The sequence below is a fragment of the Pseudomonas sp. SDI genome (assembly GCF_003105155.1).
Lineage (GTDB): Bacteria > Pseudomonadota > Gammaproteobacteria > Pseudomonadales > Pseudomonadaceae > Aquipseudomonas.
The window spans coordinates 24438-40513 of the sequence record NZ_QETK01000020.1; the positions used below are offsets into that span (position 1 = coordinate 24438).

General features: G+C 64.5%; 12 protein-coding genes. 11 read left to right on the top strand and 1 reads right to left on the bottom strand.

From position 1 onward, the window contains the following. Positions 1-21: 21 nt before the first annotated feature. A complete protein-coding gene (locus DCO48_RS14550) occupies positions 22-1386 on the bottom strand; it encodes a formimidoylglutamate deiminase (protein WP_116551313.1) in 1365 nt (454 codons plus the stop codon). 145 nt (positions 1387-1531) lie between these two features. Here DCO48_RS14550 and hutC point away from each other — a divergent pair, with 145 nt between their 5' ends. From hutC to mdoH, 11 genes are all read left to right on the top strand, one after another. Then, positions 1532-2242 carry a histidine utilization repressor gene (gene hutC, locus DCO48_RS14555; RefSeq protein ID WP_165840778.1) on the top strand — a complete coding sequence of 237 codons (711 nt, stop codon included), beginning with the start codon at positions 1532-1534 and terminating at the stop codon, positions 2240-2242. Then, the gene (locus DCO48_RS14560) at positions 2239-2817 is read left to right on the top strand and encodes a HutD family protein (RefSeq protein ID WP_116551315.1); all 579 of its coding nucleotides are present in this window, start codon (positions 2239-2241) and stop codon (positions 2815-2817) included. The genes hutC and DCO48_RS14560 overlap by 4 nt, the downstream gene beginning before the upstream one ends. 313 nt (positions 2818-3130) lie before the next feature. Beyond that, a complete protein-coding gene (gene hutU, locus DCO48_RS14565; RefSeq protein ID WP_116551316.1) occupies positions 3131-4810 on the top strand; it encodes a urocanate hydratase in 1680 nt (559 codons plus the stop codon). 28 nt (positions 4811-4838) lie between these two features. After that, entirely contained in the window at positions 4839-6407 is a 1569-nt protein-coding gene (hutH, locus tag DCO48_RS14570; protein ID WP_177410618.1) for a histidine ammonia-lyase, read from the top strand. A gap of 96 nt (positions 6408-6503) precedes the next feature. Further along, positions 6504-7898, top strand: coding sequence for an amino acid permease (locus DCO48_RS14575; RefSeq protein WP_116551375.1), 1395 nt, complete (start codon positions 6504-6506; stop codon positions 7896-7898). A gap of 15 nt (positions 7899-7913) precedes the next feature. Then, positions 7914-9119 carry an imidazolonepropionase gene (gene hutI, locus DCO48_RS14580; RefSeq protein ID WP_116551318.1) on the top strand — a complete coding sequence of 402 codons (1206 nt, stop codon included), beginning with the start codon at positions 7914-7916 and terminating at the stop codon, positions 9117-9119. 11 nt (positions 9120-9130) lie between these two features. Next, positions 9131-9934 carry an N-formylglutamate deformylase gene (gene hutG / locus DCO48_RS14585; RefSeq protein ID WP_116551319.1) on the top strand — a complete coding sequence of 268 codons (804 nt, stop codon included), beginning with the start codon at positions 9131-9133 and terminating at the stop codon, positions 9932-9934. Between the two features lie 164 nt (positions 9935-10098). Continuing rightward, on the top strand, positions 10099-11070 hold the full coding sequence (pip, locus tag DCO48_RS14590; RefSeq protein ID WP_116551320.1) for a prolyl aminopeptidase: 972 nt from the start codon (positions 10099-10101) through the stop codon (positions 11068-11070). Beyond that, positions 11067-11504, top strand: a complete 438-nt coding sequence (dtd, locus tag DCO48_RS14595; RefSeq protein ID WP_116551321.1) for a D-aminoacyl-tRNA deacylase — start codon at positions 11067-11069, stop codon at positions 11502-11504. The genes pip and dtd overlap by 4 nt, the downstream gene beginning before the upstream one ends. Positions 11505-11767: 263 nt before the next feature. Further along, positions 11768-13483 carry a glucan biosynthesis protein G gene (locus DCO48_RS14600; protein ID WP_116551376.1) on the top strand — a complete coding sequence of 572 codons (1716 nt, stop codon included), beginning with the start codon at positions 11768-11770 and terminating at the stop codon, positions 13481-13483. Beyond that, on the top strand, positions 13476-16049 hold the full coding sequence (mdoH, locus tag DCO48_RS14605) for a glucans biosynthesis glucosyltransferase MdoH (protein WP_116551322.1): 2574 nt from the start codon (positions 13476-13478) through the stop codon (positions 16047-16049). Before DCO48_RS14600 ends, mdoH begins: the two co-directional genes overlap by 8 nt. Positions 16050-16076 lie beyond the last annotated feature (27 nt).

Below are 16076 nucleotides of genomic sequence, written 5' to 3' on the forward strand. Positions count from 1 at the left end.
CGACTCGTCCCGCGATGCTTTTCAATTCAACACAGACCGCAAGACTGCCGCAAACGCCCGAGCGCTCTGCTCCTCATCGGCATGCCGCCCCTGCTGCACCACCCACTGACCGTTGACCATCACATCGCGCACCTGGCGATCGCCGCCGGCAAACAGCCAGCGGTTGAGAATGCCATCGCCACTGGCCGTCGCCAGGTACGGGTCGAGCCCGTCGAGCACAATCCAGTCCGCCCGCTTGCCCACCGCCAGTGCGCCAATCGGCTGCCCCAGCGCCTGCGCGCCACCGCTGAGCGCGGCATCGAACAGGGTGCGCCCGACCATCGGCTGGTCGGCGCCATGCAAGCGGTTGCGGCGCTGGTCGCGCAGGCGTTGGCCGTACTCCAGCCAGCGCAGTTCCTCGACCACACTCAGCGACACATGGCTGTCGGAGCCGATCCCTAACCGCCCGCCCTGCGCCAGGTAATCCACCGCCGGGAAGATCCCGTCGCCCAGGTTCGCTTCGGTGGTCAGGCATAACCCGGCCACGGCGCCGCTACGGGCCATGCTCGCCACTTCGTCGGGCTCGGCATGGGTGGCGTGGACCAGGCACCAGCGGCGGTCGACCTCGGTATTTTCGTACAGCCACTGCAGCGGCCGGCGCCCGCTCCAGGCCAGGCAGTCGTCGACTTCCTTCTGCTGCTCGGCAATATGGATATGCACCGGGCAGTGCTGGTCGCTGGCGGCCAGCACGTCGGCGATTTGCTGCGGGGTCACCGCGCGCAGGGAATGGAAGCACAAGCCCAGTTGCTGCGCCGGCTGTTGCGCCAGGCGCGGGGCCAGTTGCTGTTGCAGCTTCAGGTAGTTTTCGCTGCTGTTGATGAAGCGTCGCTGGCCGTCGTTCGGCGCCTGGCCGCCGAAGCCGGCGTGGCTGTAGAGCACCGGCAGCAGGGTGAGGCCGATGCCACTGCTACGGGCTGCGGCGCTGATGCGTAACGACAGCTCGGCCGGGTCGGCATAGGCCTGGCCCTGCTGGTCGTGGTGGACGTAGTGGAATTCGGCAACCGAGGTGTAACCGGCCTTGAGCATTTCGATGTACAGCTGGCGGGCGATGACCTGTAACTGTTCCGGGTCGATCTTGCCGACCAGGCGGTACATCAGCTCACGCCAGGTCCAGAAACTGTCGTTGGGGTTGCCGGCCACTTCCGCCAACCCGGCCATCGCCCGCTGGAAGGCGTGCGAGTGCAGGTTGGGCATGCCTGGCAGCAACGGACCGGCCAGGTGCTGCGCGCCTTCTGCCGAGGCATTGGCTTCGATCCGGGCCAGCCGGCCATCGGCGCCGACCTCGATGCGGACATTCTTGGCCCAGCCATCAGGTAGCAACGCACGTTCGGCAAAAAAGACGGACATCGACAAGACACCTCATCAGGATTATTTGTATATACATATACAGACGTTTGCCTGCTGGGTAAACTCCGGCAAGCTACCGTTCATTCAATCGAACTCAAGGATTTTCGCCGTGCCGACATCACCTGTCTCCACGCTGGTCGCCCAGATGGGCGAGGGGCCGGCGCCGCTGTACGCGCGGGTCAAGCAGATGATCGCCCAACAGATCCAGAACGGTAGCTGGCCCCCGCACCACCGGGTGCCGTCGGAGAGCGAGCTGGTCAGCGAACTGGGTTTCAGCCGCATGACCATCAACCGTGCGCTGCGCGAATTGACCGCCGAAGGGTTGTTGGTGCGGATGCAGGGGGTAGGTACGTTTGTCGCCGAGCCCAAGACCCGTTCCGCGCTGTTCGAAGTCAACAACATCGCCGACGAAATTGCTGCCCGCGGGCATCAGCACAGCTGCCAGGTCATTACCCTGGCCGAGGAAACGGCTGGCTCCGAGCGCGCCCTGGCGCTGGACATGCGCGAAGGTCAGCGGGTGTTCCATTCGTTGATCGTGCATTTCGAGAACGGCGTGCCGGTGCAGATCGAAGACCGTTTCGTCAACGCGCAGATTGCCCCGGACTACCTCAATCAGGATTTCACCCGGCAAACGCCCTACGCCTACCTGTCCCAGGTGGCACCGCTGACCGAAGGCGAGCACGTGGTCGAGGCCATCCTGGCCGATGCCGACGAATGCGCGCTGCTGCAGATCGAAGCCGGCGAGCCGTGCCTGCTGATTCGCCGGCGCACCTGGTCCGGCCGCCAGCCGGTAACGGCCGCCCGCCTGATCCACCCCGGTTCCCGTCATCGTTTGGAAGGACGCTTCAGTAAATGAGCCAGCTGACCCTGTTACGCGCCGCCGATTACCCCCGTATGCCCTGGAAGAACGGCGGCGGCAGCACCGAAGAGATCACCCGCGACGGCGGCGCTGGGCTGGACGGCTTTGGCTGGCGCCTGTCGATTGCCGATATCGCCGAGTCGGGCGGCTTCTCCAGCTTTGCCGGGTATCAGCGGATCATCACTGTGTTGCAGGGCGAGGGCATGCAGTTGCAGGTCGACGACCAGCCGAGCCGGCCGCTGCTGCCGTTCGATGCGTTTGCCTTCAGCGGCGAAAGCCAGGTGGCCTGCCGCCTGCTCGGTGGGCCGATCCGCGACTTCAACCTGATCTATGCGCCGCAGCGTTACCGGGCGCGCCTGCAATGGTTCGACGGCGCCACCAAGCTGTTCAGTGCTGCGAGCACGCTGCTGGTGTTCAGTGCCGAGGATGCGCTGGCGCTCAGCCTCGGCGGCCATCCGACGCAGCACCTGGGCCTGTACGACTGCCTGCAACTGAACGGCAACACGCACCTGCTGCAACTGGAAACAAGCGGACGCTGCTGCGTCATTGAGCTGACTGGCGTTTCCGAGTAACGCCGTCAAACCGCACAGGTTGTTACCGAATACCCCAAGGTGGCGCAATGCTGCCTTGGTTTGAACGTCCCGGCCCCACCCCCTTCAGACTTCTCTTACAAGCCTCGCGCCGCGCGCCGTAAGGCTTGTAGCCGTTTCCGCGTTTTTTTCCAAACCGCTGCTTGCGCCTTGGCCGCTCAATTGCATATGCTTGTATGTACAAGTAAAGACGTATGCGTATGAGTGGATAGGCCGTCCCTTCTGCGCTGTTGAAACCACCCACTGGCCCGCCTATCGGGCCGGGTTTGGATAGATCGCTTGAGGAGCCCTTTTCGTGACTGACAACAACCTGAACAAATTCCGTGATGTCGAGATCCGCGCCCCGCGTGGCACCAAGCTGACCGCGAAAAGCTGGCTGACCGAAGCGCCGCTGCGCATGCTGATGAACAACCTCGACCCGGAAGTGGCGGAAAACCCCAAGGAACTGGTGGTGTACGGTGGTATCGGCCGCGCGGCGCGCAACTGGGCGTGCTACGACAAGATCGTCGAAAGCCTGACCAACCTGAATGACGACGAGACCCTGCTGGTGCAATCCGGCAAGCCGGTCGGCGTGTTCAAGACCCACAGCAACGCCCCACGCGTACTGATCGCCAACTCCAACCTGGTGCCGCACTGGGCCAACTGGGAGCACTTCAACGAACTGGATGCCAAGGGCCTGGCCATGTACGGCCAGATGACCGCCGGCAGCTGGATCTACATCGGTAGCCAGGGCATCGTGCAAGGCACCTACGAAACCTTCGTCGAAGCCGGCCGTCAGCACTACAACGGCAGCCTCAAGGGCAAATGGGTACTGACTGCCGGCCTCGGCGGCATGGGCGGCGCCCAGCCACTGGCGGCCACCCTGGCGGGCGCCTGCTCGCTGAACATCGAATGCCAGCAGAGCCGCATCGACTTCCGCCTGAGCAGCCGCTACGTCGACGAGCAGGCCCGCGACCTCGACGACGCCCTGGCACGCATCGCCCAGTACACCGCCGAAGGCAAGGCCATCTCCATCGCCCTGCTGGGCAACGCCGCCGAAATCCTCCCGGAACTGGTCAAGCGCGGTGTACGCCCGGACATGGTCACCGACCAGACCAGCGCCCACGACCCGCTGAACGGCTACCTGCCCGCCGGCTGGACCTGGGAGCAGTACCGCGACCGCGCACAAACCGAGCCGGCCGCCGTGGTGAAAGCCGCCAAGCAATCGATGGCCGTGCACGTGCAGGCCATGCTCGACTTCCAGAAACAGGGCATCCCGACCTTCGACTACGGCAACAACATCCGCCAGATGGCCAAGGAAGAAGGCGTCACCCATGCCTTCGACTTCCCCGGCTTCGTGCCGGCCTACATCCGCCCCCTGTTCTGCCGTGGCATCGGTCCGTTCCGTTGGGCGGCGCTGTCGGGTAACGCCGAAGACATCTACAAGACCGACGCCAAGGTCAAGGAACTGATCGCCGACGATGCCCACCTGCACAACTGGCTGGACATGGCCCGCGAGCGCATCAGCTTCCAGGGCCTGCCAGCGCGGATCTGCTGGGTCGGTCTGGGCCAGCGCGCCAAGCTTGGCCTGGCGTTCAACGAAATGGTTCGCAGCGGCGAGCTGTCGGCACCGATCGTGATCGGCCGCGACCACCTCGACTCCGGCTCGGTGTCCAGCCCGAACCGCGAAACCGAATCCATGCAGGATGGCTCCGACGCCGTCTCCGACTGGCCGCTGCTCAACGCCCTGCTCAACACCGCCAGCGGTGCCACCTGGGTCTCGCTGCACCACGGTGGCGGCGTCGGCATGGGCTTCTCGCAGCATTCGGGCATGGTGATTGTCTGTGACGGGACCGACGAAGCCGCCGAGCGTATCGCCCGCGTGCTGACCAACGACCCGGGCACTGGCGTGATGCGCCACGCCGATGCCGGCTACCAGATCGCCATCGATTGCGCCAAGGAGCAGGGCCTGAACCTGCCAATGATTACCGGCTGATCCGCGGCCAATGGTTGATACTGAATACATGCAGGCCATTGCGCCTAAAGGATGGAGCAACAACGTGACTGAATTGACCCTCAAACCCGGCACCCTGACCCTGGCCCAGCTGCGCGCGATCTATCAGCAGCCGCTGACGCTGAAGCTCGACAGCAGCGCCGACCAGCAGATCGACGACAGCGTCGCCTGTGTCGAGCAGATTCTGGCCGAGAACCGCACCGCGTACGGCATCAACACCGGCTTCGGGCTACTGGCCTCGACGCGCATTGCCAGCCACGACCTGGAAAACCTGCAGCGTTCGCTGGTGTTGTCGCACGCAGCCGGTGTTGGCGAGCCGATCAGCGACGCCCTGGTGCGCCTGATCATGGTGCTCAAGGTCAACAGCCTGAGCCGTGGCTTCTCCGGGATCCGGCGCAAAGTGATCAACGCGCTGATCGCCCTGATCAACGCCGAAGTTTATCCGCACATCCCGCTCAAGGGCTCGGTCGGCGCGTCCGGCGACCTGGCGCCGCTGGCGCATATGTCGCTGGTACTGCTGGGTGAAGGCAAGGCCCGGCACAAGGGCCAGTGGCTGTCGGCTAGCGAAGCACTGGCGGTGGCCGGCCTGGAGCCGCTGACCCTGGCCGCCAAGGAAGGTCTGGCGCTGCTCAACGGCACCCAGGCGTCTACTGCCTACGCGCTGCGTGGCCTGTTCGAAGGTGAAGACCTGTTCGCGGCGGCGATGTCCTGTGGCGCGCTGACGGTAGAAGCGGTGCTTGGCTCGCGCTCGCCGTTCGATGCGCGGATCCACCTGGCCCGCGGTCAGCGTGGGCAGATCGACGCGGCGGCGTGCTACCGCGACCTGCTGGGTGATGGCAGCGAAGTGTCGGCCTCCCACGAGCACTGCGGCAAGGTGCAGGACCCGTATTCGTTGCGTTGCCAGCCGCAGGTCATGGGCGCTTGCCTGACCCAACTGCGCCAGGCGGCCGAGGTGCTGGTGATCGAGGCCAACGCGGTGTCCGATAACCCACTGGTGTTCGCCAAAGAGGGCGATGTGATCTCGGGCGGCAACTTCCACGCCGAGCCGGTGGCCATGGCCGCCGACAACATGGCCCTGGCGATTGCCGAAATCGGTTCGCTGAGCGAGCGCCGTATCTCGCTGATGATGGACAAGCACATGTCGCAGCTGCCGCCGTTCCTGGTGGGCAATGGCGGGGTCAACTCCGGCTTCATGATCGCCCAGGTCACGGCCGCGGCCCTGGCCAGCGAGAACAAGGCCCTGGCCCACCCGCACAGTGTCGATAGCCTGCCGACCTCGGCGAACCAGGAAGATCATGTGTCGATGGCGCCGGCCGCCGGCAAGCGTCTGTGGGAAATGGCCGAAAACACCCGCGGCGTGCTCGCGGTGGAATGGCTGGCGGCCTGTCAGGGGCTGGACCTGCGCGAGGGCCTGAAAACCTCGGCCAAGCTGGAGCAGGCCCGTCAGGCCTTGCGCGCCGAAGTGGCGTTCTATGACAAGGACCGTTTCTTCGCGCCGGACATCGAGGCGGCCATTGCGCTGTTGGCTGCCGGCAGCCTGACCAGCCTGCTACCGGCCGGCGTACTGCCGAGCCTGTGATCCATCAGGCCGGCCGCAAAGGCCGGCCTCTTGCCGTGCGAACCCCTCGCCGGGTTCGCGCTGCTTTTCGCCTACAACAAGAATCAGGAACGCGAAATGCAATCTCAAGCACAAGGACTTTCGCGCGGGCTCACCGCACGACATATTCGTTTTATGGCGCTTGGTTCCGCCATCGGTACCGGGCTGTTCTACGGCTCGGCTGCGGCCATCCAGATGGCTGGGCCAGCGGTGCTGCTAGCCTATCTGATCGGCGGCGCTGCGGTGTTCATGGTGATGCGCGCGCTGGGTGAAATGGCCGTGCACAACCCGGTCTCCGGTTCGTTCGGCGCGTATGCCAGCACCTACCTGGGGCCGATGGCCGGCTTTGTCCTGGGTTGGACCTACGCCTTTGAAATGATCATCGTCTGTCTGGCCGACGTGACGGCGTTCGGCATCTACATGAGCTTCTGGTTCCCCGAGGTGCCGCGCTGGATCTGGGTGCTGGGCATCGTCTTCCTGATCGGCGGCCTGAACCTGTGCAACGTCAAGGTATTCGGCGAGATGGAGTTCTGGCTGTCGCTGCTCAAGGTGGCGGCGATCATCGCGATGATCCTGGCCGGCTTCGGCATCATGGCCTTCGGCCTGGGCAACGTGACGGGCGAAACCGCCAGCGGCCTGGCCAACCTCACTGCCCATGGCGGCTTCATGCCCAACGGTGTCGGCGGGTTGATCGCCTCCCTGGCGGTGGTGATGTTTGCCTTCGGCGGCATCGAAATCATCGGCATCACGGCCGGCGAGGCGAAGGACCCGCAGCGGGTCCTTCCCAAGGCGATCAATGCCGTGCCGCTGCGGATCCTGCTGTTCTACGTGCTGACCCTGTTCGTGCTGATGTGCCTGTACCCGTGGCCGCAGATCGGCACCCAGGGTAGCCCGTTCGTGCAGATCTTCAGCAACCTGGGGATTGGCTCGGCCGCAACGGTGTTGAATATTGTGGTGATTTCGGCGGCCGTCTCGGCGATCAACAGCGACATCTTCGGCGCCGGCCGCATGATGTATGGCCTGGCCCAGCAGGGGCAGGCGCCGAAGGGCTTCGCGAAGATCTCCCGGCACGGGGTGCCGTGGATGACCGTGATGGTCATGGGCGCGGCGTTGCTCGGCGGTGTGCTGCTGAACTACCTGATCCCGGAGAACGTGTTCCTGCTGATTGCCTCGATCGCCACCTTTGCGACCGTGTGGGTGTGGTTGATGATTCTGGTGACCCAGGTGGCTATGCGTCGCCAGCTGAGCCGCGAAGCAATCGCCGAACTGAAGTTCCCGGTACCGTTCTGGCCCTATGGCCCGCTGGCGGCCATCGTGTTCATGCTGTTCGTGTTCGGTGTGCTTGGCTACTTCCCGGATACGCAGGCGGCGTTGATCGTCGGTGTGGTCTGGGTGCTGTTCCTGGTTGCTGCCTATCGCCTGTGGTGCAAGCCTCGTGCGTGTGCAGCGGCGGTGGTATCGACCTCCAACTAATCACGGAGACCGTGGATGAAAACCCTCTGGCAGCATTGCCACGTGGCCAGCATGGCGCAAGGCGCCTACTCGATCATCGAGGACGCGGCCATTGTCACCTCCGCCAGCCGTATCGAGTGGATCGGTCCACGGCAGGCGCTGGGCGCCATCGCCGTCGAGCACACGGTGGACCTGGGCGGCGCCTGGGTCACCCCGGGGCTGATCGATTGTCACACCCACACGGTGTTCGGCGGCAACCGTAGCGGCGAGTTCGAACAGCGCCTGCAAGGCGTCAGCTATGCCGAGATCGCCGCCGCCGGCGGCGGTATCGCCAGCACTGTGCGCGCGACCCGCGCGGCCAGCGAAGACGCGTTGTACGCCAGCGCTTTACGGCGGGTACAGGCGTTGATGCGCGATGGCGTGACCACCCTGGAAATCAAGTCCGGCTACGGCCTGGACCTGGCCAGCGAGCGCAAGCTGCTCAGGGTGATCCGCCGCCTCGGCGAGCAACTGCCGCTGACCGTGCGCGCCACCTGCCTGGCGGCGCACGCGTTGCCACCGGAATACGCCGGGCGCGCCGACGATTACATCGAGCATATCTGCGACGAACTGCTCCCGGCGCTGGCCGCCGAGGGGCTGGTGGATGCGGTCGACGCCTTCTGCGAATACCTGGCGTTTTCCCCGGCGCAGGTCGAGCGGGTGTTCCTCACGGCGCGTGAGCTGGGCCTGCCGGTCAAGCTGCATGCCGAACAGCTGTCGTCGCTGCACGGTTCGAGCCTGGCCGCGCGCTATCAGGCGCTGTCGGCCGATCACCTGGAGTTCATGGACGAGGCCGACGCCATCGCCATGGCCGAGGCCGGTACCGTTGCCGTGTTGCTGCCGGGGGCGTTCTACTTCCTGCGTGAAACCCAGCTGCCGCCCATGGACGCGCTGCGCAAGCATGGCGTGAAAATCGCCATCGCCAGCGACCTCAACCCTGGCACCTCGCCGGCGTTGTCGCTGCGCCTGATGCTGAACATGGCCTGCACGCTGTTGCGCATGACACCGGAGGAAGCCTTGGCCGGGGTCACCCTGCACGCCGCCACGGCGCTCGGTCTGGGCCATAGCCATGGCTCGCTGGAAGTGGGTAAGGTGGCCGACTTTGTCGCCTGGGACATCGAGCGCCCGGCCGACCTGGCGTATTGGTTGGGTGGCGACCTGCACAAGCGGGTGGTGCGCCACGGCATTGAATTGAGCGATTGAAGCGAGGCTTTATGGACAAGGTACTGAGTTTTCATCAGGGCACGCTGCCGCTGCTGATCAGCATCCCGCATGCCGGCCTGCGCCTGACCCCGGTGGTCAAGGCTGGGCTGGTGGAGCAGGCGCAGAGCCTGCCGGACACCGACTGGCATATTCCGCGGTTGTACGACTTCGCCCGCGGCCTGGGCGCCAGCGTGGTGGTGGCGGAGTATTCGCGCTTCGTCATCGACCAGAACCGTCCGGACGACGACCAGCCGCTATATAAAGGTGCAACGACCGGTCTGTACCCGGCCACGCTGTTCAACGGCGAGCCGCTGTTCAAGGCCGGCAAGGAGCCGTCGCCGGAAGAGCGCGCGGAGTACCTGGAAACCATCTGGCGGCCGTACCACCAAACCATCCGCCAAGAGCTGGAGCGCTTGCGCGAGACTTTTGGCTATGCGCTGTTGTGGGATGCGCACTCGATCCGCTCGCACGTTCCGCACCTGTTCGACGGCAAGCTGCCGGACTTCAACCTCGGCACCTTCAATGGCGCCAGTTGCGACCCGCAACTGGCGGCCCGCCTGGAAGCCGTGTGTGCCCAGGCCGAGGGCTATAGCCACGTGCTGAACGGGCGCTTCAAGGGCGGGCATATCACTCGGCACTATGGCGACCCGGCCAGGCACATCCATGCGGTGCAGCTGGAGCTGGCGCAGAGCACCTATATGGAAGAGGTCGAGCCGTTCACCTACCGCGAAGACCTGGCACAGCCAACCCAGCAGGTGCTGGAGCGGTTGCTCGGCGAAGTGCTGGCGTGGGGACGCGAGCGCTACCCGGCCTGAGCTCCTCATCGCGGGACAAGCCCGCCCCCACAAGAGCACCCTAACTCACGGTGGGCGAGCTGGTCCCGCGATAGGGCCGCAGAAGCTGACACAGGTACATGCTCAAAGCGCAATTCAGGTTTATGATGCCCAACGGCAGAATAATTCCCCACACGGAGTGCGTAATGCAGACCTTGTACCCGCAGATCAAACCCTACGCCCGGCACGATCTGGCCGTGGAAACACCGCATGTACTGTATGTCGATGAAAGCGGTTCGCCGCAGGGTCTGCCGGTACTGTTCATCCACGGTGGTCCCGGTGCCGGCTGCGACGCACAAAGCCGCTGCTACTTCGATCCCAACCTGTATCGCATCGTTACCTTCGACCAGCGCGGCTGCGGCCGCTCCATCCCGCATGCCAGTCTGGAAAACAACAGCACCTGGCACCTGGTCGAAGACATGGAGCGCATCCGCCAGCACCTGGGCATCGACAAGTGGGTGCTGTTCGGCGGCTCCTGGGGCTCGACCCTGGCCCTGGCCTATGCGCAGAAACACCCCGAGCGTGTACACGGGCTGATCCTGCGCGGTATCTTCCTGTGCCGTCCGCAGGAAATCGAATGGTTCTACCAGGCCGGCGCCAGCCGCCTGTTCCCCGACTACTGGCAGGACTACATTGCGCCGATCCCGGCCGATGAGCGCGACGACCTGGTCGCCGCCTTCCACAAGCGCCTCACCGGCAACGACCAGATCGCCCAGATGCACGCGGCCAAGGCCTGGTCGACCTGGGAAGGGCGCACCGCCACGCTGCGGCCGAACCCGCTGGTGGTCGACCGCTTCTCCGAGCCGCAACGCGCGCTGTCGATTGCTCGTATCGAATGCCACTACTTCACCAACAACGCGTTCCTGGAACCAAACCAGCTGATTCGCGACATGCCGAAGATCGCCCACCTGCCGGCGGTCATCGTGCATGGCCGCTACGATGTGATCTGCCCGCTGGACAACGCCTGGGAGCTGCACCAGGCCTGGCCGAACAGTGAGCTGAAAGTGATCCGCGACGCTGGTCACGCCGCCTCCGAGCCGGGCATCACCGACGCCCTGGTACGCGCCGCCGACCAAATGGCCCGACGCCTGCTCGACCTGCCACTGGAAGAAGCATGAAGGGGCTGCTGCAACGTGTGCGTGGCGCGCGGGTCGAGGTAGAGGGGCAAACCGTCGGGGCGATCGACCAGGGCCTGCTGGTGCTGGTGGCGGTCGAACCCGGCGACACCCCGGCGCATGCCGACAAACTGCTGCACAAGCTGCTTAACTATCGGGTGTTCAGCGACGCCGACGGCAAGATGAACCTGTCGCTCAAGGATATCGGCGGCGGTTTGCTGCTGGTTTCGCAATTCACCCTGGCCGCCGACACCCAAAGTGGCCTGCGTCCGAGTTTTTCCAGCGCGGCGCCACCGGCGCTCGGCGCTGAGCTGTTCGACTACCTGCTGGCCCAGGCACGACTCAAACACCCGAGCGTCGCCAGCGGTCGGTTCGGTGCCGATATGCAGGTGCACCTGGTGAATGATGGCCCCGTAACATTTATGTTACAAATCTGAGGTCAAAAAACCCTTGTTTGCGCGAAAACAAGTGGTTTTGTAGCATAAATAGTTGGTTCGGCCTGATGCGTTGTAACGCAGCCTGCTGGATAATCGCGCGCTATGTAGGCCAGCGTTCGTTGGTCTGTTTCACTCTGACTTGAGCATTGACTGGAACCGTTTGGGGAATCATTTCGCCCCTGCGGAGTCCGAACAGTGCTCGCCAACCCGGCATATGTCGCTGGCCGTTGGTTCTTTGATCTGTTTTTCGGCGAGGGTTGCTCGTGATTGTAAGTCCCTGTAATGCACCAAGAATGCCCGGCAATCGGCTGCGCAAGGCCCTGTTGGCAGGTTCGGCACTGGTCTGCCTGCTCAGCGCCGGCCAGCTCTGGGCGTTCAACCTTGACGATGTAGCCGCCAAGGCAAAGGATCTGGCCGGGCAGAAGTACGAAGCACCGAAGAGCAACCTTCCGGCGGTGTTCCGCGACATGAAGTTCGCCGACTACCAGAAGATCCGCTTCCGCGAAGACAAAGCCGAGTGGGCCAAGGACAAGACGCCGTTCAAGCTGTCCTTCTACCACCAGGGCATGCACTTCGACACCCCGGTGAAAATCAACGAAGTCACCGCTACTTCGGTCGACGAGATCAAGTACGACCCAAGCCGCTTCGACTTCGGCGATGTCCAGTTCGATCCTAAAGCCACCGAGAAGCTCGGCTACGCCGGCTTCCGTGTGCTGTACCCGATCAACAAGGCCGACAAGCAGGACGAGATCATGACCCTGCTCGGCGCGAGCTACTTCCGCGTCGTCGGCAAGGGGCATGTCTACGGTCTGTCTGCCCGTGGCCTGGCCATCGACACCGCGCTGCCGTCCGGCGAAGAATTCCCGCGTTTCACCGAGTTCTGGGTCGAGCGCCCGAAACCGACCGACAAGCACCTGGTGATCTACGCGCTGCTCGACTCGCCGCGTTCCACCGGCGCCTACCGCCTGACCCTGCGTCCGGGCAGCGACACCATTGTCGACGTGCAGTCCAAGGTATTCCTGCGTGACCACGTCAGCCGCCTGGGCATTGCCCCGCTGACCAGCATGTTCCTGTTCGGCGGCAACCAGCCGTCCAAGGTGCTCAACTACCGTCCGGCCCTGCACGACTCCGAAGGCCTGTCGATTCATGCCGGCAACGGCGAGTGGCTGTGGCGCCCGCTGAACAACCCGAAACACCTGGCCGTGAGTAACTTCAGCGTGGAGAACCCGCGTGGTTTCGGCCTGCTGCAGCGTAACCGCGACTTCAGCCAGTTCGAAGACCTCGACGACAACTACCAGAAGCGTCCAAGCGCCTGGATCGAGCCGAAAGGCGACTGGGGCAAAGGCACCGTCGACCTGGTCGAGATTCCTACTGCTGACGAAACCAACGACAACATCGTTGCCTTCTGGAGCCCGGAAAAACTGCCTGAGCCAGGAACCCCGTTCGAGTACGCCTATCGTCTGCACTGGACCATCGACGAATCCGCGTTGCATTCGCCGAACCTGGGCTGGGTCAAGCAGACCCTGCGCTCCACTGGCGACGTCAAGCAGTCCAACCTGATCCGTCAACCGGACGGCAGCGTGGCCTTCCTGATCGACTTCGAGGGCCCGGTGCTCAAGGCCCTGCCGGAAGATACCGCGATCCGCACCCAGGTCAGCATGGGCGACAACGGCGAGCTGGTTGAGAACAACCTGCGCTACAACCCGGAAACCAAAGGCTGGCGCCTGACCCTGCGGTTGAAGGTCAAGGACCCGAGCAAAGCGGTAGAAATGCGCGCTGCGCTGGTCCGCGATGTACCGGTCGAGCCGGCCAAGCAGGAAAAAGCCGAGAAACCGGCCAAAGCAGCCGCCAAGCACGCCAAGCAGGAAAAACCTGCCGAGCAACCCGCCGCCGAAGCGGCCTCCACCACCGGGGAACCGGCCAAGACCGAACAGGTATTGACCGAGACCTGGAGCTACCAGTTGCCTGCCGATGAGTAACTCTTCAGAACGGCCAGAATCGCTTGGCGAATACCTGGCCCATCTACCCCTGAGCGACGAGCAGCGTGCGGACCTCGCCAACTGCTCCTCGTTCAGCGAGTTGCACCAGCGTCTGTCTGCCCAGCCGCTGGCTGCCGACACCGAATCCGCCCAGGGTTCGGTGGGCAGCCGGTTGACCCTGGACAGCGCCGCCGCACTGGAAGAGGCCGAAATGCTCGGCCTCGACGCCAGCGGCCGGGTGTGCCTGAAGGCCACCCCGCCGATCCGCCGGACCCGGGTGATCCCGGAGCCGTGGCGTACCAACATCCTGGTCCGCGCCTGGCGTCGGATCACCGGCCGCACCAACGCGCCGCCCCCGGAAAAACGCGAGCTGCCCAAGGCCCGCTGGCGCTGGGTCGGTTCGATGCGCCGGTACATCCTGCTGGCGCTGATGATCGGTCAGACCATCGTGGCCGGCTGGTACATGAAAGGCATCCTGCCGTACCAGGGCTGGTCATTCGTCGACCTCGACGAAGTCATGCACCAGCCGCTGCTGCAAACGGCCGCGCAGGTCTGGCCGTATGCGCTGCAGACCAGCATCCTGATTCTCTTCGGTATCCTCTTCTGCTGGGTTTCGGCCGGTTTCTGGACCGCGCTGATGGGCTTCCTCGAACTGCTCACCGGGCGTGACAAGTACCGGATTTCCGGCAGCAGTGCCGGCAACGAACCGATCGAAGCCGGAGCGCGAACCGCCCTGGTCATGCCGATCTGCAACGAAGACGTCGCCCGGGTGTTCGCCGGTTTGCGCGCCACCTTCGAGTCGGTGGCGGCCACCGGCGATCTCGATCGCTTCGACTTCTTCGTGCTCAGCGACACCAACGACACCGACATCGCCGTGGCCGAGCAACAGGCCTGGCTGGACGTCTGCCGTGAAGCCAAAGGCTTCGGCCGGATCTTCTATCGGCGCCGCCGCCGTCGGGTCAAGCGCAAGAGCGGCAACCTCGACGACTTCTGCCGTCGCTGGGGTGGCGACTACCGCTACATGGTGGTGCTCGACGCCGACAGCGTGATGAGCGGCGAATGCCTGACCAGCCTGGTGCGCCTGATGGAGGCCAACCCGGACGCCGGTATTATCCAGACCGCGCCTAAAGCCTCGGGCATGGACACCCTGTATGCGCGCATGCAGCAGTTCGCCACCCGTGTCTACGGCCCGCTGTTCACCGCCGGCCTGCACTTCTGGCAGCTTGGTGAGTCGCACTACTGGGGGCACAACGCGATCATCCGGATGAAACCCTTCATCGAGCACTGCGCCCTGGCGCCGTTGCCGGGCAAGGGTGCGTTCGCCGGGGCGATTCTCTCCCACGACTTCGTCGAAGCGGCACTGATGCGCCGTGCCGGCTGGGGCGTGTGGATTGCCTACGACCTGCCGGGCAGCTACGAAGAGCTGCCGCCGAACCTGCTCGACGAGCTCAAGCGCGACCGCCGCTGGTGCCACGGCAACCTGATGAACTTCCGCCTGTTCCTGGTCAAGGGCATGCACCCGGTGCACCGCGCCGTGTTCCTTACCGGGGTCATGTCGTACTTGTCGGCGCCGCTGTGGTTCTTCTTCCTGGTGCTGTCGACGGCGCTGCTGGCGACCAACACGCTGATGGAGCCGCAATACTTCCTCGAACCGCGGCAGCTTTACCCGTTGTGGCCACAATGGCACCCGGAAAAAGCCATCGCGCTGTTCTCCACCACCATCGTGCTGCTGTTCCTGCCCAAGCTGCTGAGCATTGTGCTGATCTGGGCCAAGGGCGCCAAAGCGTTTGGTGGGCGCTTCAAGGTGACCGTGTCGATGTTGCTGGAGATGCTCTTCTCCATGCTGTTGGCGCCGGTGCGGATGATTTTCCACACCCGTTTCGTCCTCGCCGCGTTCCTTGGCTGGGCCGCGACCTGGAACTCGCCGCAACGTGACGACGACTCCACGCCGTGGAGCGAAGCGGTTCGCCGGCATGGCCCGCAAACCCTGCTGGGGGTGTGCTGGGCGTTGCTGGTGTGGTGGTTGAACCCGAGCTTCCTGTGGTGGCTGGTGCCGATTGTCGGCTCGCTGATGCTGTCGATTCCGGTGTCGGTGATTTCCAGCCGCACCAACCTCGGCCTGCGCGCCAAGGACGAGCGCCTGTTCCTGATTCCCGAGGAATACGCTACGCCGCAGGAGCTGCTGGCGACCGACCAGTACACCCACGAGAACCGCTGGCATGCGCTGAACGACGGCTTTGTCCGGGCGGTGGTCGACCCGCAGCAGAACGCCCTGGCCTGTGCCCTGGCGACTGCCCGGCACGGCGTCGCGGCACCGATCGAGGCCCTGCGCGCCGAGCGCATCGCCAAGGCGCTGGAGGTCGGGCCGCAGGGCCTGGACGGCAACACCCGCCTGGCCCTGCTGAGTGATCCGGTGGCGCTGAGCCGTCTGCACGACCAGGTCTGGGCGCAGCAAAACGACGCCTGGCTGAGTGTCTGGCGCGCCTCCAAGGCCAACGACCCGCACTCGCCGCTGCTGCCGCTGCACCCGGAGCATGCCGGGCAGCCGGCGCTGGTCAGCGCCTGATCGCTGCATCGGAGTAAGGCAATCGCC

What these genes read in the sequence shown, in the direction of transcription:
- DCO48_RS14550 (WP_116551313.1), bottom strand. Translation starts at nt 1,386, where the DNA reads ATGTCCGTCTTTTTTGCCGAACGTGCGTTGCTACCTGATGGCTGGGCC.
- hutC (WP_165840778.1), top strand. Translation starts at nt 1,532, where the DNA reads ATGGGCGAGGGGCCGGCGCCGCTGTACGCGCGGGTCAAGCAGATGATC.
- DCO48_RS14560 (WP_116551315.1), top strand. Translation starts at nt 2,239, where the DNA reads ATGAGCCAGCTGACCCTGTTACGCGCCGCCGATTACCCCCGTATGCCC.
- hutH (WP_177410618.1), top strand. Translation starts at nt 4,839, where the DNA reads ATGCAGGCCATTGCGCCTAAAGGATGGAGCAACAACGTGACTGAATTG.
- DCO48_RS14575 (WP_116551375.1), top strand. Translation starts at nt 6,504, where the DNA reads ATGCAATCTCAAGCACAAGGACTTTCGCGCGGGCTCACCGCACGACAT.
- hutI (WP_116551318.1), top strand. Translation starts at nt 7,914, where the DNA reads ATGAAAACCCTCTGGCAGCATTGCCACGTGGCCAGCATGGCGCAAGGC.
- hutG (WP_116551319.1), top strand. Translation starts at nt 9,131, where the DNA reads ATGGACAAGGTACTGAGTTTTCATCAGGGCACGCTGCCGCTGCTGATC.
- pip (WP_116551320.1), top strand. Translation starts at nt 10,099, where the DNA reads ATGCAGACCTTGTACCCGCAGATCAAACCCTACGCCCGGCACGATCTG.
- dtd (WP_116551321.1), top strand. Translation starts at nt 11,067, where the DNA reads ATGAAGGGGCTGCTGCAACGTGTGCGTGGCGCGCGGGTCGAGGTAGAG.
- mdoH (WP_116551322.1), top strand. Translation starts at nt 13,476, where the DNA reads ATGAGTAACTCTTCAGAACGGCCAGAATCGCTTGGCGAATACCTGGCC.